The organism is Bradyrhizobium sp. Leaf396 (assembly GCF_001424605.1).
Classification (GTDB): Bacteria; Pseudomonadota; Alphaproteobacteria; order Rhizobiales; family Xanthobacteraceae; genus Bradyrhizobium; species Bradyrhizobium japonicum_C.
This window is the reverse complement of the sequence record NZ_LMQJ01000002.1, coordinates 151,143-170,629: the sequence shown is the minus strand read 5'-3', so window position 1 is coordinate 170,629 and position 19,487 is coordinate 151,143. Positions and strand designations below refer to the sequence as shown.

Below are 19,487 nucleotides of genomic sequence, written 5' to 3'. Positions count from 1 at the left end.
GCGTCTCACAGCTCCATGCCGTCACCGGGGTCGAGCGAGACCTGGCGCGCGACGCCCTGCATGAGCCGGTTCATACGGCTGGTGCGCACGGCATCGTCGTCAGACTCGTCCCGATCGGTATCGATCTCGAACGGGTTGTCGATTGGCACTTTCTTCTCGACGGGGTTCACCCGATTGAGTTCCGGTTGCTGGCGGCGTTCCGACTCGGTTGGATCTTCATCGGCGGGCTGCGCTAGCAAGGTGGCCTCGGCAATCTGTGGTCGGGCTGGCAACTGGTGCGTGGTCCAATCGTCGGGCTGTCCTTGCTGCGACGTTGTGAGCGCGGGCGGCGGCAGCAGGCGTTCCTTGAACCGAGCATCCTCGTAATAGCGCGCCTTCTTCGCACGAATCGGCGGCGTGCCCGCCGCCATGACGATCTCGTCGGTGGGAGGGAGCTGCATGATTTCGCCAGGTGTGAGCAGTGGCCGAGCTGTTTCCGAGCGCGAAACCATCAGATGGCCAAGCCAGGGGGACAGCCGGTGGCCGGCATAGTTCTTCATGGCCTTCATCTCGGTGGCGGTGCCGAGGGCGTCCGAAACGCGCTTGGCGGTACGCTCGTCGTTGGTCGCGAAGCTGACGCGCACATGGCAATTGTCGAGGATCGAATTGTTCGCCCCGTAGGCCTTTTCGATCTGGTTTAGGGATTGCGCGATCAGGAAGCTCTTCAGACCGTAGCCGGCCATGAAGGCCAGTGCTGACTCAAAGAAGTCGAGCCTCCCCAGCGCCGGAAACTCGTCCAACATCAGCAGGAGACGATGGCGTTCGCCCTTTGCTTGCAGATCCTCGGTCAGGCGTCGGCCGATTTGATTGAGGATCAGTCGGATAAGCGGTTTGGTGCGGTTGATGTCGGATGGTGGCACGACGAGATAGAGTGTTGCCGGGTATTTTCCGCCCACGATATCGGAGATCCGCCAGTCACAGCGCCGCGTCACTTCGGCGACGACGGGATCGCGATAGAGTCCCAGGAACGACATGGCGGTAGAGAGCACGCCTGAGCGTTCGTTGTCGGATTTGTTGAGGAGCTCGCGTGCGGCGCTGGCGATCACGGGATGCGGTCCGGCGTCGCCGAGATGCGCCGTCTTCATCATCGCATCGAGGGTGGATTCAATTGGTCGCTTCGGATCAGAGAGGAACGCCGCGACGCCGGCCAGAGTCTTGTCCTTTTCCGCATAGAGGACGTGGAGGATCGCGCCGACTAGCAGCGCATGGCTCGTCTTTTCCCAATGGTTCCGCTTGTCCAACGACCCTTCTGGGTCGACCAGGATGTCGGCGATGTTCTGGACGTCGCGAACCTCCCATTCGCCGCGGCGCACCTCGAGCAGAGGATTGTAGGCAGCGGATTTTGTGTTGGTCGGGTCAAAGAGCAGCACGCGGCCGTGCCTGGCGCGGAAGCCGGCGGTGAGCTGCCAGTTCTCGCCCTTGATGTCGTGAACAATCGCCGAGCCCGGCCAGGTCAACAGCGAGGGCACAACGAGGCCAACACCCTTGCCGCTTCGGGTGGGCGCGAAGCACAGAACATGTTCAGGCCCATCATGGCGCAGATAAGCGTGCTCGTAGCGTCCCAGCACGACACCATCGGGACCGAGAAGGCCGGCCGTCTCCACCTCCTTCTTCTCGGCCCAACGCGCCGAGCCATAGGTCTCGACCTTCTTGGCCTCGCGTGCACGCCAGACCGACATGCCGATGGCGACGGCGATCGAGATGAAGCCACCGGACGCCGCGATGAAAGCGCCTTCGACGAAGATCGCGGGTGCGTAGGCGTCGAAGCCGTACCACCACCAGAAGAAGGAGGGTGGCAGATAGAAAGGAAAGCCGAACAGCGTGAACCACGGCGCGCCCAACTCCGGCTGGAACGCCAATCGCCAAGCCACCCATTCCGTTGCGCCCCAAGTGGTGGCGAGGACGATCAGGAAAACGGTGAGGATCTGGCCCCATAGGATCTTCGTGGCGGACATTGGAACGGTCCTTTCGGAGAGAGGTTAGAGGCCGAGCCCTCGTTTGCGGCCAAAGCTCCAGTCGATGCCGCCATCATCGCGGGCGACGCCGGAAACATGCTTGCCGAGGTGCTTTTCCAGAGAGGGTGACCAGGGCACGAGTTGGAAGCCGAGGCCGTCGTCCAGCATGGCAAAGCGGCCGGAGGCGAGTGCCAAACGCTGGCGGTAGGTGCCGGCAACATACTCGCCGCTTCCCGCGCGATTGAACGGCTGGCCTGTTTCGGCGGAGAGTTTTTCGCCGGCCGCTTCCAGCTCGCGACGGCGCAGCGTGTCGATCAGCCCGCGATTGAAGGTGACACGCTGGCCGTGTCGCTCGCCGAAGCCCTGTCCGACCAGATGATCCGCGCGTCGATCCAGCGCCTGCCGTACCTCGGCGCCGAAGCCGGCCTCGGACAGGGCGGCAGGTTCGCGCGCGATGTTCTGCCGATCGAGCCAAGTCGCGCCGGTTGCCGTGACCTGACGATCGATATCGAGATCGGAGCGGACGGCGATTGCGACCCGGCGCTGTCCCTGTGCATCATCGAACGCACGCAACTCGACGATCGAACCCGCCGCGCTGTCACCGGCGGCTTCGAGATCGGGCAGCTTGATGTGATGGGTGCGGCCGTCGACGCCGTCGACCACGGCGTAGGCGGAGCCCTTCAGCTCGTCATCAAGACCGCGATCGACCAATCGGCCGATCACGGGCGCATCGAGGCTTTCGGCCGCGAGCACATAGCCCGCCGAGCCGCGTTCGATGCCGCGATCCGTCAAAGCCCGGTGCATGCGTTTGATGATGTCGCCGCGCTCGCCGAGTTCACGCAGAGTCGCCTCGGCCTTCGTGTCGATCGCCCATTGACCGGGGCCGACCTGCTCGGCGAGGCCGAGTGTTTCCAGCTTGCGGAGCCGTCCGACCTTCAGCGCATGAAATTCGTCGAGCCGGACGTTCGGATCGATCGCCGTCTCGATGACGCCCGTGGCATGGCCATCGCGGATAAGCTGGCGGTCAAGCTGCGTGAAGCGCTCGGCATCGACCTGGCGTTTCAGGCTGCGCTGGATGTCGAGGTCGGTGCGCGGCCCTAATTCCTGCGTGATGAGGTCACGCGCGCGGTCGCGCATTCCTTCCTTGATGTAGTCGCGTGAGATGACGAGGTCCTGCCCGTCGTCACGGACCCCGCGCACGATCAGGTGGACATGGGGATGCTCGGTGTTCCAGTGGTCGACCGCCACCCAATCGAGGCGGGTGTCGAGATCCTTTTCCATCTGCGTGACGAGATCGCGGGTGAAGGACCGCAGGTCGGCCATGTCGGGCGCATCGTCGGGCGAGACGATGAACCGGAAATGGTGGCGGTCGTCCTGGCACCGTTCCGCAAAGGCCTTCGGATCGGCGTCGTCGCCCCCGGGACCGAAGAGATGGGCCTTCTCCCCATCGCGGGTCACGCCTTCGCGGCGCAGATAATTGAGGTGGGTCGCGAGCGGCGCCGAGCGCGATGTCTGGCGCACGACGCGCGCCTTGATGACAGCGCCGCGCGTTCGCGCGGTGAGCAGCCGGTTCGCCTGGATGCTCGCACGCTGGCCCCGCCCGAAGCGCGAGCGGTTGCCGGACACGATCCGGCCGGAGCGTGAGACGCCGGCCCCGGCCTTCTTCGCCGCGGCGAGAGCCTGCGCGATGAAGGGACGAGCCTGCTGCGCACGGGTCGAGCGGATGCGGCCCGGCCGGATGCGGAAATCACTGTCGCCGGTCATGGCTGATGCCTCGCACATCGCGCCAAGCACAGGAAATCGCAGGAAAATCGGCGTAGTCGTGAGGTGCGGGGAAATCCCGCACATCGCGAAATCGCCTCATAACCTATTGAAAAACCACAACCGACCCAAGCCGCACCTCGCGGCCTTTTATCCTGCCATCGTCCGGTCGTGTTGCCTGCCTCTACCCTCAACGCACACCATGACGCGCTTGAGCACGCTATCGTGCGATCAGGAACCGGGCTGCTCATGGCGCATTCCTTTGGCCCGAACGCGGGACAAACAGCCCGCCCGACTGCGGCTCGATGGCGGAAACATCGCGCACGGACGATGTCGTCATCGCGGCATCGGAAGCGCGCTCGGCCGGTACGGGAACGGGTATCGATATGCGCTCAGCTTGCGCGATGAACAGCGGCGCGCGTGTCCAGGCGAGTGCATCGGCCGCGGCGGCCACGATCGGCCAAGTCGCATCGCCGCTGGTCACCGACGGCGCGACGATGGCGACATAGGCGCGCGTTTCCGCGGGCAGCGCCCGGCCCTTCAGCGAGTCCTCGTAACGACCAGGACCGGCATTGTAGGCCGCGATCCAGCCGGGCGATCCGTAGCGATCGAACAGCTCGCGGATGTAGCCGGCGCCGGCGATGATGTTGTCATGCGGATCATAAGGATCAGCGCCGAGACGGTGGCGAAGGCGCAAGCCTGCCCAAGTGGGCGGCATGATCTGCATCAGGCCCATCGCGCCCTTCGGCGAAAGGGCGCGTGGATCGCCTGCACTTTCGGCACGCATCACCGCCCTGATCCATGCGATCGGAACGCCGAAGCGCCGCGAAGCCTCGGCGATATGATCGCCATAGGGATCGCGTGGCGACGGTCGATCGGCGCCCAAGTCCTGCGCCATCGTGATCGCCGGCATGATGCTCGCGAGGCTAAGGCCGGAAAGGAGGAGGAGAGCCATGCGCCGGGCAGCGCAGCGCGGCCCGGACGCAATCGAACGGCTCCTCGGTTGACGAGAGCCAAGCATCGCTCAGTCCTTCTCGCCGCGATCGCGCGGACGCGACCAATGCAGCGACCAGGCCGAGCCGCCATCGTCGTCGCGGAACATGTTGGCGCGGATCGGGTGCGGGAATGTCGGATCGTCGATCAGCAGCGCGACGTATTCGCCGGCCTTCTCTCCGGAGCGTTTCCATCCGGCGCCGATCTCCGCGCCCGGCTCATTGTTCATGCCGTCGAAGACATGCACGCGATACTGCGGTGCGTTCTCAACCTCGGTCGGTTCGGCTGCGATGATTATGACGTCCTGGTTCAAAACCAGCGTCGTCAGATGCCCGACGAAGCCGGTCTCGTCGCGCGTGAATTCGCCAATCTGGGGCATGTCAGTCTCCTTCGCGGTGGGGATTGGGACAGCCATCGGCGAGCACCGCTCCCGCCGAATGGGAAGGCGGTCAGCGTGTCGGCGCACGCCATTCGAAGCGGCCGGTGCCGTCTTCATCGGTCCACAGTGGGACGGCACGGCCGATGATCTGGTCGGTCGAGATCAGGCCGAAGTAGCGGCCGTCGAGGCTGTCGCGGACCTGCCAGTTCATGAGGAAGACTTCGCCAGTCTGGACCCGGCGGCAGCCTTGCCAGACGGGAAGATCGCGGCCTGCGCGATCGCGCTCCAGTGCCGCACCGACCTCCACACCATCGACGGTGATAGTGAGGTTCGAACGGCAAACGGTCTGCCCGGAGACGGCGAGGATGCGCTTCATCAGCGGCACGCCCTTGGGCAGGTAGCCGCGCTCGGCGAGGAATGTCGCGAGCGGCTCGGGCGCATCGACCGCAACGAGATCGGTAACGTCGAGCGGCCCGTCGAAGTCGATCGAATAGAACCCGATGGGCGCGCTCGCCGATGCGTTCCAGATCAGCTTGATGGGCATCGGCGTGAGGCCGGGATAGCCGACGCTGAGCGCGGCGAGCGTCGTCGCCAGGAGAAGTCCGGCGCGGCTCACGACTCGGCCTTTCGGCGCAGCAGGAATGCGCGATGATGGTCGAGCGTGTAGGTGCGCGGCTCGTGTCCAGCAGCGAGCCGGTTGTGGACGTGACGCCAATGATCGGGCGAAACCGCTTCGGGATCGATGCCGATGCGCTCGATGGCGTCGATCGCCTGCAGCACGCGCTCGACCCTGGGCCAGCTCTCGACCTTCAGCAGGATTTCGCCGCCAGGACGAACGAAAGGCAGCGTCTGGTACGTCTCGCCGCGCGCAACCGAGCGCACGACGTCGATGCGCGAGATGATCGTTCCGAAGTCATTCGAGGCCCAGCGCACGAAGGCGAAGACCGCGCCGGGGCGAAAAGACAGGACACGCCGACGGCGATCGAGAATCTGTTCGTGGGCGTGCGTGCCGAAGCGGATCCAGTTCTCGATCTTCTTCTCAACCCAGGTCAGTTCGACATGGGTGAGATTGTCTTGGTGGCGTGCGGTCGGCGTCGGGCCGCCGCGCGCGCGGGGGGCCGCGGCGCCGGTCATGAGGGGTCTCCTTCGATGTGTGGGAATTCGCGCGCGAGCATCTCGCGCAGCATGTCGGCAACGGTAACGCCGCGCCGGAAGGCAGCGATCTTGATCCGTCCACGTAAGGCGGGCGTGACGTCGATCGTCATGCGGGCGGTGAAGGCTTCATCGTCCGGCGCGCGCGGCGCGGTGGCATCTGCGGCCTTGATCCAGGCCTCTTGATTGGTCGGACGTGCCGCAAAGCCGCGCCGTTCGGATCGCTCGCTCATGGTGAGATCCTTTCGAGCTCGGTGACGAGCGCCGCGATCTCGCGCGCGGCGGGTCCGTCGTCGTCGATCTCGAAAGCGAGCCGGCCCGATTGCGCGGCGTCGGCGTAGATGACGCGCTGTCCGATCGCCGTGCGCAGCACTGGCGGATCGTGGTCGGCGAGCGTCTCGGCCGTCTCGCGGGCGATCACGGTGCGCGCGCCGCAGCGATTGAGGACGAAGCGAGCGCGAAGCTCCGGCCGATAGATGCGCGCCTCCGACAGGAGCGCCAGCATCTCGGCCGAGGCCCAACCATCGAGCGGCGACGGCTGCACGGGGATCAGCACGAGGTCGGCGGCGAGCAGCGCGGATCGCATCAGCCCGGCGACGCGCGGCGGCCCGTCGATCACCACATGATCGACATCGCGCGCCAGCTCGGGCGCCTCACGGTGGAGCGTGTCGCGCGCCAGGCCGACGACGCCGAACAGGCGCGGCGCGTGCTCGCGGGCGCGTTGCTGCGACCAGTCGAGCGCCGAACCCTGGGGGTCCGCATCGACGAGCGTGACCCGCTTTCCCCTACCGGCCCATTCGCCGGCTAGGTGCAGCGCCAGCGTCGTCTTGCCGACGCCGCCCTTCTGGTTGAGGAAGGCCACGATCATCGGCGGCCTCCCGGGCGTGGACCGAAGGGAAGCTGCGGAGGGCCGGAGGTCCCGTTTCTCGCCGCGCCAGCGTTGGTAAGAGCGGCGCTGCTGGTGCGCCGCTTGCCAGCGGCGCTTAGCGCGTTCGCGGCCTGCCGGACGAGGTTTTCCACCTCTCGCGCGCGCTCTTCAAAGTTAGATTCTCTGTTAGATTCTAAGTTAGCGAGGCGATTTTCGGTTCTGCTGTCGTGGGTTAGGCCGTGTTTCGGTTCCCGTTGGCACGAGGGGCCGGTTCCTGATGGCACGCGCTTTCGGGTTCCCGATGGCACGAAGCCTTTCACAGCTTTTCCACAGGGCGGCGTCCGCTCGAAAGCGAGCAACGTTCGGCCGCCGGCCTCGATCTCGAGGAACAGCGTGTAGCCGGGAAGCGGCTGGCGACGGATGATGTCGCGCAGCTCGAAGGCGAAGCGTTTGTACGGTGACAACGCGCCGGATTTCTGGTGGAGGTGGCGAAAGTCGAATCGCCAGCCATTGCGCTGGCGCCCGCCGTGCTTGCGCACCAGGCGATAGAGCCAGCGATCGAGCCCGCCTGTGAGATCGAAATAGGCCCGGTCGATCGTCAGCACGAGCGCATCGTCGAGAACGGCCTGATAAAACCAGTCCGGGACGATCATCTCGATCCCGTCCGGCTTGCCGTTGCGGTTGGTGCGCTCCTTCCACTCGTTGATCCACGAGAAGCGATGACGCCGGCCCTCGGCGGATTGGCGGATCGAGGTGCAGACCGTCGTGGATTGCAGACGATCGAGCGCGGCCTTCAAGCGCTGATAGTCGCGTAAGGACGTGCCGCGGCCGATGAATTTGAGAATTTCATAGGGCGTGGCGACCATCAGGCGCGACGTGCGCAGGCCGGCGTCACGCGCCTCGACGATCTGGCTCGCCGCCCAGATCAGGATGTCGGCGTCCCAAATGGTCGCCATGCCGTGATCGGGCACGGCCTCGACGCGGATCGACACATTGCCGGCGGCGAAGTCGATCGGCGCGACGCGGTGCGATTTGGAGAGGGAGAAAAACGGATAGGCCATGAGATCCTGTGCGTCTCGTGCTGCGAACTCGCCGGGGAGCGCACGGAACAGATCGAGCTGCCCGCGCTCCGAGAGGGACTGGTGTCGCGCCGCCATTCGGGAATCCGGGGGCGATCAGCGCGCGTATCGTCCGGCATGTGCCGGCGGCGCAGGCGTATGGCGCTTGGCCGGAAGCACGCTGCCGCGCGGATCGGAGGTGGAGGTGACGGCGCCGCGCTCGGCCCAGGCCTCAAGATCGTCGACCGCATAAACGACGCGACCGCCGAGCTTGCGATAGGCCGGACCCGTTCCGTAAGTCCGATGCTTTTCGAGGGTGCGGGCCGATAGGCTGAGGAATTCGGCGGCTTCCTTGGTGCGCAGGTAGCGCGGCGGGAGAACGGCGAGATCAGGTCGCATGGGAGGGCCTCCGTGGGTTCGTTGGGGCCGCCGGGAAGCGGCGGGTAACGAAGGCCACGTTGGCGAAGCAGGGCCGGCGAGATGCAGGGCGAATTCAGGGGGGCCTAAATTCGCCCACCAAGAGTCGGATGGAGATCGGCTAAAGTTGCCGCCGATGACGAAGCAACGTGCGATACCCACCCACCATCATCGCGCGGGCATCTCGAAGCAGGGCTTTGGTGGCGTGGCGGGCGGAAGATGCCTGCCAGTCGTCGCGACCGAGAGCGCCGATCCGAAATATGACCTGCGCAATTTCTTGCTGGGTCGCGCCCGCGCGATGACCGTCGAAGGCCTGCAGCATCCGGCACAGCCGAGCACGTTGCTGCCGTGTCAGTCGGGTGTCGGGCGGTATGGCGCGGCCATGGAGGGCGGAGAGCAAGCGGGCGACCGATTGGAGCCGGTCGAAGCCTTCCAGGCCGAGCGGGATGAAGGCGCCAAGAGATTTGGCGGGTCGTGTCTCGGACGGATGAACAAGCGCTACGCGCTGACCGTTTCCGAGATCGAGAACCAGATGGGTCTCGCTGCCGACATCGACGCTTACGGCGGCGTCGATCGTCGGTTGGGGATCAGCGCTTGCGGACGGAATATCCGGAGGTGGGCCAAGAACGATGGCGCTTGTGTCTTCCTGGGGAAGCCAGATCACCTGCGCTTCGGGAGGTGCCTGCATCGGGTCTACGGGGAAATCGCAACCCCCACCGCTGCCCGATCCCGTCGGTCAGCGTGCGCAGATCACTTTCGCTGTCGCCGAGCGCTTGAAAATCCCTGTCGTAGGTTTCGTTGCGGCGCAGCCATTCCCACGCGACGTCGGACGCGGTCATGTCGGCGACGTGCGCATAGCGTTCCGATGAACGCCAGCCGGAAGCATCTGGTGTCATCGCGATCCTCCCTAGTCTTTGAATTTGTGGGAGAGTCAGGATTCCCGGCTGGGTTGTTCAGTGGAAGTCAGAGGGCCGGCAAAGGGTGGTGCCGAAACGGCATCGCGGCGATCACTGTGCGGAGCGGACCAAGTCTCGATAGCCGTGCTCGGTCATCCACTGCGCGCGGGCGAGATGCGTGTCATGGACCTGGCGGCACCGCTGCGGCTCACGTGCCGTATCGAGGCCAAAGAGAATCTGGACGGCTTCGCGCCAATCAGCTCCGTCGCGCGAGGAATCGAGCAGGCGCAGATAGAGAACCATATGCTCGCGGTCATAGGCCGTGAGGGTCTGGCTGATCGGAGGCGCATCGAGAAACGGCGGCATCGCGGATTCCATCAGGCGACTATATTCGCGCGGAAAGCATTCGTTAACACTCGTGCCCGGCATTACTGTGACAACGTGCGATGGATGGTGTGCGCCACGCGATCACGGCGCTGCTAACGCCTCGTCGGCCGGTCGTCCCGCTCATGGAGCAGCAGCACTCCTTCGCCCTTGTCGGTGGAAAGCAGGACGATACCGGCTGTTTCAAGCGCCCTTCGCACCTGATCGCGCGTCGACTCGTACACCTCTAATCCACTTTCGGACTCAAGGCGCTTGAGCGCGGTTAGCGATGTCCGGGCCTTGTCAGCGAGCGTCTCCTGTGTCCACCCCAGCAACGCGCGTGCGGCCCGCGATTGTCGGGCGGTGATCATGCATGATCACCTCCCACCGACGGACACACGCTTGCCAGAACTACGACTATAATAGTCGTTCTTTGCGCCCATTGCGAGGGTAATCGGCGTCTCAGGGCTGGCGGTGCCCTCGCCGGGCGGCCGAAGTGATTCGCGCTAGCAGTGGAAAGGCCCCGGCCTGTTCGGCCGGGGCCTTGCTCGGGGCTCAGTCGCCGCGGCGGGTCGGGCGGGACCAGATCAGCGAGTGGGTGTCGCCGTCCTCGTCGTCGAAGAGGTTGGCGTAGATGGGGGCGTTGAAGCTCGGATCGTCGAGCTTGAGGCCCAGATAGTCGCGGCCCTCGTTGGAGCGCTTGGACCAGGCGGCGCCGATTTCCGCGCGGCCGACCAGAACCCGGTGGCTGGGGGCGTTCTCGCCGGTGGCGCGGGTGTCGGGGACGATGCGCACGCCCTTGGCTTGGACGCTGAGGGTTACGATTTCGCCGGTGAACTCGTTCGAGCCGGTCTTCTTGAAGGTGCCGATGGTCGCCATTGTAAGTCTCCGTTTCGTTTTCGGGACCGCTCCATTGCGGCCTCGATGGCGATCGACAGGCCGGAGGCGACCGACGCCGCATCGCTTGCGACCGGAGCAACGCGGAGGATGGCAGGAACGACTTTGTTGTTTCGCGAGGAATGACGGCCTTGGCCGGCAGGGGAAGAAAGTCGGGACGCGCCGTTGCGGCATAGGCGGTCGAGGCGCAGCCGTCCTTCGGTCAGATCAGGCCATTGGAGAGGCCGTTCGGAGCGGTCTGGAGACAATCAGGAACGGAAGATCATGGCGACCCGGTCGCAACCAGCAGACGGCGCAAGCTGAAGATCATCTGCGACCCGTCCTCCCCTTGTACAGGCGAGGGTCGAGCTTTCGTTTCGAAGTCGGCCAGTGGAGATGACGCCCTCGACTTCGTGTTGCACCGTTCCCGCGCACAGAGGCGCCGAGCAGAAATCCGGGCGCTGTTGAGGCGGCCGCACGATGGGCTTCAGTCAGGTTCCGGTGACGCGGCTCCCTCTCCAACTGCACAACGCTGAGGGCTGAAACCCCCGACTGGTCGTCCCGGCGACGGTTCCGTCGTGGTGTCAGGCTGGTGCAATGCCCTGGCTGGACGGGCCGGTGCTTGCCATCCCAGCGACGCGCGCGAACGCGGTGACGCCGACCGCGACCGCACCGATGACGGAGAACACGAGCTGCCAGGTCTCCGACGGCATGGTGTGTTTCACGATGCCATGCGTGGCGTGGAAGCCGGCGATCGCCGCGGGTGCGACAAATGCCAGCGCGATCAGCAGGCGTGCCCAGAGCGGGCGGACAATTCCAAGCAAGAGCTGCCCCACGCCCAACGTCAGGCCGGCGCCGAGCATGCCGATAAGGATGGCGCCGAGCCAGCCCGCGCCAGTGTCATAGGCCCAGGTGCCGGCGGTCACGCCCGCGAAGAATGGCAGTGCGAACACCGCGAGCGTGAACAGCAACCAGCACAAGATGCCGATGGCTGCGAAGGATAGGACAATGCCGAGGATAATCATGGTGGTGTCTCCGAAAGAGCAAATTCTGACGGTCGCGCCTTCCACCACCACCACGGCGCATTCGGGAGCATAGCAAAAGCTGTGCTCCGTCGGGAGCGGAAACCGCAGGGGTCTCCGCGTCGCCTGGAAGGGTGGCGCGCCGTCATGGCGCGAAGGGATCGACCTCGTGGACGATCTCCGAGACGTCGCCGTCGTATTCGTTTGCGGGTGTCACCGAGAGAGTGCCGTCGCCCGCGCGGAAGATGACGATGACGGCCATCAGCGTGGTGGCGAGGCTGAAGGCGAAGGCGTGTGCGTCGGGGAAGGACATCGATCCGGCTCCTGTTTCGAGCGGAGGACCATCCCCCCGCTGACAGGCGCCCGATGTGTTCGGCCGATGGCCGCAATCACCGCGCAGGCAACGCCGGCGCGGCGGCACGCTATGCGTAGTCCGACCCTTTACGGGTTGATGGCGTCAGGCCATCGGCTGGACCAAGGACCAGCGCCATTCAGCGGGGAGTGGTCTTCTCCGGGCTGGAAGCCGAGTCGATGTGGCCGTGACGTTGGTGAAGCCGTACTGTCTGCGCGAGCTGCCGTGCGACCTCACCTGCGTCATCCGCAAAGCCTGGTGGCCATTTCCTCGACGGCTCGCGCTGAAACCCGCCACGCTGAAAATGCGGATGGAGGTGGCTGATAATCCACTCGATGCGTGAAGGAGGCACCAAGCCGGCTTGAGCCGAATAATGGAGTGCCTTGGCGAGATCGTGCCCGATGTTCGCGCGGTTCCAAACATCATCGGTCGCGACGTTAAGCAGATAGGATTTGAGGAGGAGTTCGATGGCAATTGCAATCGCATGAAGGGCTTGATTGTCGAATCCTTGATCCGCCGCCCATTCGGCGGCTGCAGCCTTCACGGTGGCATTCTCCAGGAAAACCGCAGCGAGAACGGCGTCCGAACGTGCCGGTTTCGGGAGTGGCTTCAGTCGCTGCATTCGTTGCGTTATGCCATAGGCTTGGCCGTTTAGCAGGTGCCCGATGCGGCGGCGCTTACGCGCCGCCGAATTTCCACACCGGGATGCCGAGCTTCTTGGCTTTGTCGGCGAGGTTGTCATTGATGCCGGTGCCGGGGAAGTGCAGCACGCCCTTCGGCAGGATTTGCAGCATCTCGTCATTGCGTTTGAAGGGTGCTGCCCGGCCGTGCTTCGTCCAGTCGGGTGCAAAGCCGATCTGTGGGACATTGCGATTCCTGGCCCAGAGAGAAGCGATCTTCTCGGCACCCTTCGGCGACTTGCCGTGGATCAGCACCATGTCGGGGTGCTTCTCGTGAACCTGGTCGAGCTTGGCCCAGATGAGGTGATGGTTGTCGAAATCGAGCCCGCCGGTGACGGCGATCTTCGGTCCAGGCGGCAGGAGCACTTCCTGCTCGGCACGCTTCTTCGCCATGATGAAGTCGCGGCTGTCGATCATCGCCGAGGTGAGGTTGCGATGATTGACCTTCGATCCTGACCGCGGGAGCCAGGCTTTGCCGACCTGGCGTTCGTAGTGCTCGGCGGCCTGGTCGCGCATCAGTTCGAAGGCGGTCTGGCGTTCGACCTGTGTCTTGCCCTCGGCGATCAGGCGCTCGAGATCGACCGACTTCACCTCGCTGCCGTCCTGTTCGCGTTGGGAGCGCTTTTGGGCCTGCTCGTTGTCGTCGAGCTCGCGGTTGATCCGTTCGGCGGCGCGATGAAAGACGTTCACGGTCGACCAGAGGAGATCGTCGAGGTCGGGTTCGAGGCGCGTGTCCTCCAGGGTCACGATCAGGGCGTCGAAGATGTCGGCGACCGCGCCCGCGACCGCGTTGCCGTCCGGCAGAAGCCGCTGATCGGGTTCGTCGGCGAAAGGCCGGTAGCCGTGGAGCTGCAATTCGTTGAGGACGTGGTCAGTCGGTGAGGATTCGTGGTGCGGTTCGTAGTCGTCGAGATCGCGCATCGGATGCTCCGTCGGATGGACCGCGACCGTCGCGGCCTTCATGGCGACGAAGCACACCGGCGGGGCGGCCCTGCACCCGGAGCGCGAGCGAGGGCCGGAGCGTCAGCGGAGGATGGCGGAGGCCGGCTATTTTGTTTCGCGATGGAAAGCGGCCCCTTGGGGCCGCGCCGGAAAATAGTCGGCCGCAGCCATTGCCGGGCCGGCCTGCCTGTGGGCCGATCGCCCTCTCGAAGGCCGAGGCGCGGTCCTCTCCGATCCGCTGCGTCTGAGCGAGTACGGCGGCGGGGCCGCTGCCGCTTCCTTACCGGCTATGCCGCCAGCGCCATGAAGCGTGCGACGTCCTGCGGCCCGAGCTGTACCCGAGTCTGACTGCGCAATGTCGCGATGCCGAGGGTGCGGAGATCCTCGTTGAAGTCCCCGAGCTGTGGAGAGATCACGATCGCCTCGATCCCGGCCGCGTTCGCCCGTTCGATCAGGCTGTCACGCGCACCATCGCCTGCCGGATCGTCATCGCGCAGGATGTAGAGCCGCCGCAGCGTGTCCGGGAACAGGATGGCGGCGAGATGTGCCGCGGAGAGCGCCGCCACCATCGGCATGTTGGGCACGACCTGGCGGATTGAAAGGACCGTCTCGATGCCTTCGCCGGCTGCCATCACTTCGCCACCAGCGCCAAAGCGGACCGCGTTGCCGAGGAGATCGCCCATCGCCCGGCGCGGGGTTTCGAATGGCGCCTTGTCGTGGCGTCGTGAGTCGAGCCAGGTGCGATGCGCCCCGGTGATCATGCCGTCGAGGTCAGTGACAGCGGCGATCATGGCCGGCCAAGTCTCGGTCGGCGCATGCTCGTCCGGGCGATAATAGCAGTGCGGGTGGAAATACAGATTTCCGGCTCCACGGAGATCCGTAATGCCGCGTTGCCGGAGATACGCCGCGACGATTGTGCCCGCAATCGGCTGCGACATGCGGATGAGGCGCCGTGCGGCTTCGGGCGATCCATGTGGTGCGGGCGCCAGCGGCTGGAAGGCGGAGGGTTCCGGCGCTGGTGGTGGCATGCTGAGGAAGAGCCGAGCCTCGTCGGCGACATCCTTGAAGTCGATGAGGCCGCAGCTCTCGCGGATGACGTCGAGGAGGTCTCCATGCTCGCCGGTAGCGGCGTCAGTCCATTTCCCGGCGGGGCCTTTGGGCGAGTCCTTGAGCCGGACGTACATCGAGCGGCCCTTAGTGTTACGGGCGTCGCCCACCTGCCAGTAGTTGCCCTGACGGTGGCCATTGCTGAGATAATGGCGGCACACCGCCTCGGCCTGTCGGCCGAGACGTTGCGCGAGATCGGATGCGTCGAGACGGGCCATCACGCTGCCTCCCGCTCGCCGACGCGCTGGATCGGGTAGGTGCCGATCAGCTTGCCGATGATGGTCGCGCCGTCCGCGCCGACGGGCACGAAGAAGCGGAGCTTCCACGAGATGATCTCGCTGAAGAGGCCAAAGGCGCGCAGGCGCTCGCGCATCGCGTCGGTGAAGCCGGAGAGTTCGATGCGATCGGCGCCCATGACGCGCACGCGACGGAGTTGGAGGCCTTCGGCGAGATCGAGGATTGTCTTGCCCTCGATGAGCGCGGCATAGGCATGGTCGGCGGACAGGTTCGTCGTTCCGACTGTCGTGGCGTTGGCGACCCATGCGGGCGACACGCGGCGGCCGATGATCCGTTCCCCGTCATCGGTCTGGAGCCGATAGACACGGCTCGACTCGTTGGGCAGCCGCTTCCAGATCGGCAGCAGCAGGCCAGCGACGATGTGGATCGTGGAATCGGAATAGGCTGGCACCTCCGCGATCTCGGCGTTCCAGGCGGCGGTGAACTCGGCGCGACTGGCGGCGATCCAATGGCTTTCGTCCATCATGCGGATGGAGGCGTGATGCTGCTCCATCGGCCGGATCAGCCGCACGCGGCGTTCGATCTCCCCGTCGTCGAGCATCAGCGAAGGCGCTGGAAGCTGAACCGCGGCGCGGTGGGAGCGCTCGTTGACCAGCAACTTGGCGACCGGATCGTCGAGCCAAGCCATCGCCTCCTCGGCGGTCATCGGCCGGTTGCGCTCGCGCTGTTGGATGGTCAGCAGGCTGGTTTCCGCGCCGGTGCCGGGATGGGTGTAGATGGTCTGGCGATCGGTGACGACGAAGCTCTCCGCGCGCAGCGTCTCCAGTCCGATGTCGTAGATGCCGGCGGCGATCGCGCCCTCGACCTTGGCGGTCAGAAGCTGCTCGAAGGCGGCGAACAGGACGTCCTGCAGGTCGATGGTGAGCGCGAGCAGGCGGTTGAGAAAGGTTGTGATCGGCGGGAGCTCGTCCTTGATGCCGTTGTCGTCCATCAGCTTCAGGCCGGTCGTGTCCTCGAACCGCTGGAGCGAGCACCCTTCGATCTTGCCGCGGACGATCAGGATGTAGAGCTGGCGAAGCGCATCGCGCGCATAGTGGCTCTCCAGATTGTCCTCGGGTCGGAACAGGCCCTGGCCGCCGGTCTGGCGCTGTCCGCGCGTGATCGCGCCCAGCGTGTCGAGCCGGCGCGCGATGGTCGATAGGAAGCGCTTCTCCGCCTTCACATTGGTCGCGATCGGACGGAAGAGCGGCGGCTGCGCCTGGTTGGTGCGGTGGGTGCGGCCGAGGCCTTGGATCGCGGCGTCGGCTTTCCAGCCCGGCTCAAGCAGATAGTGGACGCGAAGCCGCGTGTTCCGTGCCGACAGCTCCGCATGGTAGCTGCGGCCCGTACCGCCGGCATCGCTGAACACGAGCACGCGCTTCATGTCGTCCATGAAGGCCTGGGTCTCGGCGAGATTGGCGGACGCCGCGCGGGTCTCGACCACAAGGCGCTGTCCCTTGCGCACGATACGACGCGAGCGGCCGGTGACTTCGGCCACCACGTCCGCGCCGAAATGCTGGACGATCTGGTCGAGCGCGCCCGGCACCGGCGGAAGGCTCGCGAGTTTCTCGATCAGCTCGGTGCGGCGGGCGACCGCCTCGCGGCTCTCGACCGGCTGGCCGTCGCGAAAGACCGGACGCGAGGACATATTGCCCTCGCCGTCGCTGAAGGGCTCGTAGAGCTGCACCGGGAAGGAATGGGCGAGATAATCGAGGACATATTCGCGGGGCGTGATGTCGACGCGAATGTCATTCCACTCCTCGGTCGGAACTTCGGCCAAGCGCCGTTCCATCAGCGCCTCGCCGGTCGAGACGATCTGGATGACCGCGGAATGCCCGGCCTCCAGGTCCGCCGCGATCGAGCGGATCAACGTCGGCGTCTTCATCGATGTTAGCAGATGACCGAAGAAACGCTGCTTGGCGCTTTCGAAGGCGGAGCGCGCGGCGGATTTGGCCTGGCGGTTCAACGTCCCGGTCGAGCCGGTGATGTTGGCCGCCTGCATGGCCGCATCGAGATGGTTGTGGATGATGGCGAAGGCGCCGGCATAAGCATCGTAGATGCGCCGCTGCTCGGCGGTCAGCTCGTGCTCGACCAGCTCATATTCGACGCCGTCGAACGACAGCGATCGGGCGGTGTAGAGGCCGAGCGCGCGAAGGTCGCGGGCAAGCACCTCCATCGCCGCGACGCCGCCGGCCTCGATCGCCTCGACAAACTCGGCGCGGGTCGAGAAGGGAAAATCGTCGCCACCCCACAGACCGAGGCGCTGCGCGTAGGCAAGGTTCTGGACCGTGGTGGCGCCGGTGGCGGAGACATAGACGACGCGGGCATTGGGCAAGGCGTGCTGCAGGCGAAGCCCCGCGCGCCCTTGCTGCGAGGGCGTGACATCGCCCCGTTCTCCCTTGCCGCCGCCAGCGTTCTGCATCGCGTGCGCCTCGTCGAAAATGATCACTCCGTCGAAATCGGAGCCCAACCATTCGACGATCTGCTTGACCCGCGAAACCTTCTCGCCGCGGTCGTCGGAACGCAGCGTGGCATAGGTTGTAAATAGGACGCCTTCCGGCAGAGCGATCGGCTTGCCCCGCGGGAAGCGCGAGAGCGGCGTGACCAGCAGGCGCTCCATGCCGAGTGCGGACCAGTCGCGCTGCGCATCCTCAATCAGCTTGTCGGATTTGGAGATCCAGACCGCCTTGCGCCGGCCCTGCATCCAGTTGTCGAGCACGATGCTGGCCGACTCGCGCCCCTTTCCGACGCCGGTGCCGTCGCCGATGAAGAAGCCGCGGCGGAAGCGGACGACGCCGTTTGCATCATCGGCGGCGGCCGCCACGACATCGAAAGTGTCGTCGATGGTCCAGGAACCTGCGAGAAAATCGGAATGGGCTTCGCCCGCGAAGATCAGGGTTTCGAGCTGGGAGTCTGAGAGCGAGTCCATGATGGTCGCTGGCAGCGTCGGCCGATAGCTCGGCTTGGGCGGGGCGACCGAGGCCATGGCGGCGGATTGCACGAGCTTGGTGGGATGGGCCTGAGAGCCGGGAATACGGATCGTCTGCAATCCGTATTGCTCGTAGATCGCGTCGCTGAGGCGGGCGCCCTCGGCCGGGGTCCAGTCGACGGTCTCATAGGCGAGCGGCACGCCCTCGGGATCGGCGAGGCCCACGCGGGTCGCCGATGTCGCCGCGGTGCGCGCGAGATAGCCGCGAACGGTGCGCGGCGTGGCGCCGGTCGGCATGACCTGAACAGCAGGCGCGACAGCCAGGCGCGGCGGCACATGCTCGGCGATCCACGTCATCAGCGTGGCGATGTCGGGAGCGGTGCCGGGGGACGCCGGAAATGCGGATGGCTCGTCGGCCGGGATCTTGTCGATCACGGTCAGCCGGGTTTCGACGGTCGTGCCGTGCTTGGCATAGACTGAGCCATGGACGGCGGCGGTGAACACGACGCGGCCCCTCTCCTGCAGGCGGACGAAGGCGTCGCGCCAGGCCGGTATGTCGGGGCCGAAATTCGCGCCGGTGATCGCGACCAGGCGCCCGCCATCGGCGAGCCGCGCGAGCGCGGATGCGAGATGGCGATAGGCTGCGTCGGCGACACGCCCCTCGACATTGGCGAGGACCGAGAATGGCGGGTTCATCACCACGATTGTTGGGACGGTCGCCGGGTCGAGATGATCGTCGATCTGGGCTGCGTCGAAGCGGGTCACGGGAATGGCCGGAAAGAGGGAGGAGATGAGTGCGGCCCGGGTTTCGGCGAGTTCGTTGAGGACAAGCGTGCCGCCGGCGATCTCGGCGAGGATGGCGAGCAGGCCGGTGCCGGCCGATGGTTCGAGCACGCGATCGGCGGGTGTGATGGCGGCCGCAGTGATCGCGGCCAGGCCGAGCGGGATCGGCGTCGAGAATTGCTGGAAGGCCTGCGCCTCCTCGGAGCGGCGCGTGTGGGTGGGCAGAAGTCCCGCGATCTTGCCGAACAGAGGAACCGCCGCAGCCGGAGACCCGGCTTTGCGCAAAAGCGCCTTTCCGTATTTGCGGAGCATGAGGACGGTTGCGGCTTCGCAGGCGTCATAGGCGTCCTTCCAGTCCCAGGCGCCGGCAGTATCGGACGCGCCGAAGGCGGTCTCCATGGCGGTGCGCAAGACCGCGGCGTCGATGCGCTCGCCGCGCTCGATGTGAGGAAGGAGGAGAAGTGCCGCGGCATGGATGGCGGCAGCGTCGGTCGGCTGATCGGCGGCGGTCGGCAGCGCCGCCGCAAGGGTGTGAGCATTCATGGGAGACGTCCTCGGGAGAGCGGAGCGGGAAAGCCCGCCGGCGCTCTCTCTCGGACCGGACGGGCTCAAACCCGTCCCGGCCTTCCTCTCGCTCTC

Annotated in this window: 21 protein-coding genes; all 21 read right to left on the bottom strand. The window is 65.6% G+C overall.

Annotated elements, in window-relative coordinates; all coding sequences use genetic code 11:
• Window positions 1-5 precede the first annotated feature (5 nt).
• Entirely contained in the window at window positions 6-1,994 is a 1,989-nt protein-coding gene (locus ASG57_RS03215; protein WP_006022599.1) for a conjugal transfer protein TraG, read from the bottom strand.
• 24 nt (window positions 1,995-2,018) lie between these two features.
• Complete coding sequence (locus tag ASG57_RS03210; RefSeq protein ID WP_033965849.1) at window positions 2,019-3,758, bottom strand: relaxase/mobilization nuclease domain-containing protein; 1,740 nt, start codon at window positions 3,756-3,758, stop codon at window positions 2,019-2,021.
• Between the two features lie 244 nt (window positions 3,759-4,002).
• Window positions 4,003-4,776, bottom strand: coding sequence for a lytic transglycosylase domain-containing protein (locus tag ASG57_RS03205; protein ID WP_006022601.1), 774 nt, complete (start codon window positions 4,774-4,776; stop codon window positions 4,003-4,005).
• 3 nt (window positions 4,777-4,779) lie between these two features.
• Window positions 4,780-5,127, bottom strand: a complete 348-nt coding sequence (locus tag ASG57_RS03200) for a DUF736 domain-containing protein (protein ID WP_006022602.1) — start codon at window positions 5,125-5,127, stop codon at window positions 4,780-4,782.
• A gap of 70 nt (window positions 5,128-5,197) precedes the next feature.
• Window positions 5,198-5,743: a S26 family signal peptidase gene (locus ASG57_RS03195; protein ID WP_006022603.1), complete on the bottom strand. Its 546-nt coding sequence runs from the start codon at window positions 5,741-5,743 to the stop codon at window positions 5,198-5,200.
• Window positions 5,740-6,261 carry a DUF2840 domain-containing protein gene (locus ASG57_RS03190; RefSeq protein ID WP_006022604.1) on the bottom strand — a complete coding sequence of 174 codons (522 nt, stop codon included), beginning with the start codon at window positions 6,259-6,261 and terminating at the stop codon, window positions 5,740-5,742. The genes ASG57_RS03195 and ASG57_RS03190 overlap by 4 nt, the downstream gene beginning before the upstream one ends.
• Window positions 6,258-6,512, bottom strand: a complete 255-nt coding sequence (locus ASG57_RS03185; protein WP_006022605.1) for a hypothetical protein — start codon at window positions 6,510-6,512, stop codon at window positions 6,258-6,260. The genes ASG57_RS03190 and ASG57_RS03185 overlap by 4 nt, the downstream gene beginning before the upstream one ends.
• Window positions 6,509-7,147: a ParA family partition ATPase gene (parA, locus tag ASG57_RS03180; protein ID WP_006022606.1), complete on the bottom strand. Its 639-nt coding sequence runs from the start codon at window positions 7,145-7,147 to the stop codon at window positions 6,509-6,511. The genes ASG57_RS03185 and parA overlap by 4 nt, the downstream gene beginning before the upstream one ends.
• A complete protein-coding gene (locus ASG57_RS03175; protein WP_006022607.1) occupies window positions 7,144-8,304 on the bottom strand; it encodes a replication initiator protein A in 1,161 nt (386 codons plus the stop codon). The genes parA and ASG57_RS03175 overlap by 4 nt, the downstream gene beginning before the upstream one ends.
• 18 nt (window positions 8,305-8,322) lie before the next feature.
• A complete protein-coding gene (locus tag ASG57_RS03170) occupies window positions 8,323-8,604 on the bottom strand; it encodes a helix-turn-helix transcriptional regulator (protein ID WP_006022608.1) in 282 nt (93 codons plus the stop codon).
• A 139-nt stretch (window positions 8,605-8,743) separates the two neighbouring features.
• Entirely contained in the window at window positions 8,744-9,310 is a 567-nt protein-coding gene (locus ASG57_RS03165) for a DUF2285 domain-containing protein (RefSeq protein WP_024584489.1), read from the bottom strand.
• Window positions 9,210-9,518, bottom strand: coding sequence for a transcriptional regulator domain-containing protein (locus ASG57_RS39000; protein WP_006022609.1), 309 nt, complete (start codon window positions 9,516-9,518; stop codon window positions 9,210-9,212). Before ASG57_RS39000 ends, ASG57_RS03165 begins: the two co-directional genes overlap by 101 nt.
• A 111-nt stretch (window positions 9,519-9,629) precedes the next feature.
• A complete protein-coding gene (locus tag ASG57_RS03160) occupies window positions 9,630-9,896 on the bottom strand; it encodes a DNA -binding domain-containing protein (RefSeq protein ID WP_024343455.1) in 267 nt (88 codons plus the stop codon).
• Window positions 9,897-9,997: 101 nt separating this feature from the next.
• Window positions 9,998-10,252, bottom strand: a complete 255-nt coding sequence (locus ASG57_RS03155; RefSeq protein WP_006022611.1) for a helix-turn-helix domain-containing protein — start codon at window positions 10,250-10,252, stop codon at window positions 9,998-10,000.
• Window positions 10,253-10,436: 184 nt separating this feature from the next.
• On the bottom strand, window positions 10,437-10,760 hold the full coding sequence (locus ASG57_RS03150) for a DUF736 domain-containing protein (protein ID WP_006022612.1): 324 nt from the start codon (window positions 10,758-10,760) through the stop codon (window positions 10,437-10,439).
• Window positions 10,761-11,341: 581 nt separating this feature from the next.
• Window positions 11,342-11,782: a hypothetical protein gene (locus ASG57_RS03145; RefSeq protein ID WP_006022613.1), complete on the bottom strand. Its 441-nt coding sequence runs from the start codon at window positions 11,780-11,782 to the stop codon at window positions 11,342-11,344.
• Window positions 11,783-11,924: 142 nt separating this feature from the next.
• Window positions 11,925-12,092, bottom strand: a complete 168-nt coding sequence (locus tag ASG57_RS38555; RefSeq protein WP_006022614.1) for a hypothetical protein — start codon at window positions 12,090-12,092, stop codon at window positions 11,925-11,927.
• Between the two features lie 178 nt (window positions 12,093-12,270).
• Window positions 12,271-12,675 (bottom strand): hypothetical protein, encoded by a 405-nt coding sequence (locus tag ASG57_RS03140; RefSeq protein ID WP_137903083.1) that lies wholly within the window; start codon window positions 12,673-12,675, stop codon window positions 12,271-12,273.
• A gap of 133 nt (window positions 12,676-12,808) precedes the next feature.
• Window positions 12,809-13,732 (bottom strand): DUF2493 domain-containing protein, encoded by a 924-nt coding sequence (locus ASG57_RS03135; RefSeq protein WP_006022616.1) that lies wholly within the window; start codon window positions 13,730-13,732, stop codon window positions 12,809-12,811.
• A gap of 308 nt (window positions 13,733-14,040) precedes the next feature.
• On the bottom strand, window positions 14,041-15,078 hold the full coding sequence (locus ASG57_RS03130) for a DUF7146 domain-containing protein (RefSeq protein ID WP_006022617.1): 1,038 nt from the start codon (window positions 15,076-15,078) through the stop codon (window positions 14,041-14,043).
• Window positions 15,078-19,391: a strawberry notch family protein gene (locus ASG57_RS03125; RefSeq protein WP_006022618.1), complete on the bottom strand. Its 4,314-nt coding sequence runs from the start codon at window positions 19,389-19,391 to the stop codon at window positions 15,078-15,080. Before ASG57_RS03125 ends, ASG57_RS03130 begins: the two co-directional genes overlap by 1 nt.
• Window positions 19,392-19,487 lie beyond the last annotated feature (96 nt).

What these genes read in the sequence shown, in the direction of transcription:
- ASG57_RS03215 (WP_006022599.1), bottom strand. Translation starts at nt 1,994, where the DNA reads ATGTCCGCCACGAAGATCCTATGGGGCCAGATCCTCACCGTTTTCCTG.
- ASG57_RS03210 (WP_033965849.1), bottom strand. Translation starts at nt 3,758, where the DNA reads ATGACCGGCGACAGTGATTTCCGCATCCGGCCGGGCCGCATCCGCTCG.
- ASG57_RS03205 (WP_006022601.1), bottom strand. Translation starts at nt 4,776, where the DNA reads ATGCTTGGCTCTCGTCAACCGAGGAGCCGTTCGATTGCGTCCGGGCCG.
- ASG57_RS03200 (WP_006022602.1), bottom strand. Translation starts at nt 5,127, where the DNA reads ATGCCCCAGATTGGCGAATTCACGCGCGACGAGACCGGCTTCGTCGGG.
- ASG57_RS03190 (WP_006022604.1), bottom strand. Translation starts at nt 6,261, where the DNA reads ATGACCGGCGCCGCGGCCCCCCGCGCGCGCGGCGGCCCGACGCCGACC.
- ASG57_RS03185 (WP_006022605.1), bottom strand. Translation starts at nt 6,512, where the DNA reads ATGAGCGAGCGATCCGAACGGCGCGGCTTTGCGGCACGTCCGACCAAT.
- parA (WP_006022606.1), bottom strand. Translation starts at nt 7,147, where the DNA reads ATGATCGTGGCCTTCCTCAACCAGAAGGGCGGCGTCGGCAAGACGACG.
- ASG57_RS03175 (WP_006022607.1), bottom strand. Translation starts at nt 8,304, where the DNA reads ATGGCGGCGCGACACCAGTCCCTCTCGGAGCGCGGGCAGCTCGATCTG.
- ASG57_RS03170 (WP_006022608.1), bottom strand. Translation starts at nt 8,604, where the DNA reads ATGCGACCTGATCTCGCCGTTCTCCCGCCGCGCTACCTGCGCACCAAG.
- ASG57_RS03165 (WP_024584489.1), bottom strand. Translation starts at nt 9,310, where the DNA reads ATGCAGGCACCTCCCGAAGCGCAGGTGATCTGGCTTCCCCAGGAAGAC.
- ASG57_RS39000 (WP_006022609.1), bottom strand. Translation starts at nt 9,518, where the DNA reads ATGACACCAGATGCTTCCGGCTGGCGTTCATCGGAACGCTATGCGCAC.
- ASG57_RS03160 (WP_024343455.1), bottom strand. Translation starts at nt 9,896, where the DNA reads ATGGAATCCGCGATGCCGCCGTTTCTCGATGCGCCTCCGATCAGCCAG.
- ASG57_RS03155 (WP_006022611.1), bottom strand. Translation starts at nt 10,252, where the DNA reads ATGATCACCGCCCGACAATCGCGGGCCGCACGCGCGTTGCTGGGGTGG.
- ASG57_RS03150 (WP_006022612.1), bottom strand. Translation starts at nt 10,760, where the DNA reads ATGGCGACCATCGGCACCTTCAAGAAGACCGGCTCGAACGAGTTCACC.
- ASG57_RS03145 (WP_006022613.1), bottom strand. Translation starts at nt 11,782, where the DNA reads ATGATTATCCTCGGCATTGTCCTATCCTTCGCAGCCATCGGCATCTTG.
- ASG57_RS38555 (WP_006022614.1), bottom strand. Translation starts at nt 12,092, where the DNA reads ATGTCCTTCCCCGACGCACACGCCTTCGCCTTCAGCCTCGCCACCACG.
- ASG57_RS03135 (WP_006022616.1), bottom strand. Translation starts at nt 13,732, where the DNA reads ATGCGCGATCTCGACGACTACGAACCGCACCACGAATCCTCACCGACT.
- ASG57_RS03130 (WP_006022617.1), bottom strand. Translation starts at nt 15,078, where the DNA reads ATGGCCCGTCTCGACGCATCCGATCTCGCGCAACGTCTCGGCCGACAG.
- ASG57_RS03125 (WP_006022618.1), bottom strand. Translation starts at nt 19,391, where the DNA reads ATGAATGCTCACACCCTTGCGGCGGCGCTGCCGACCGCCGCCGATCAG.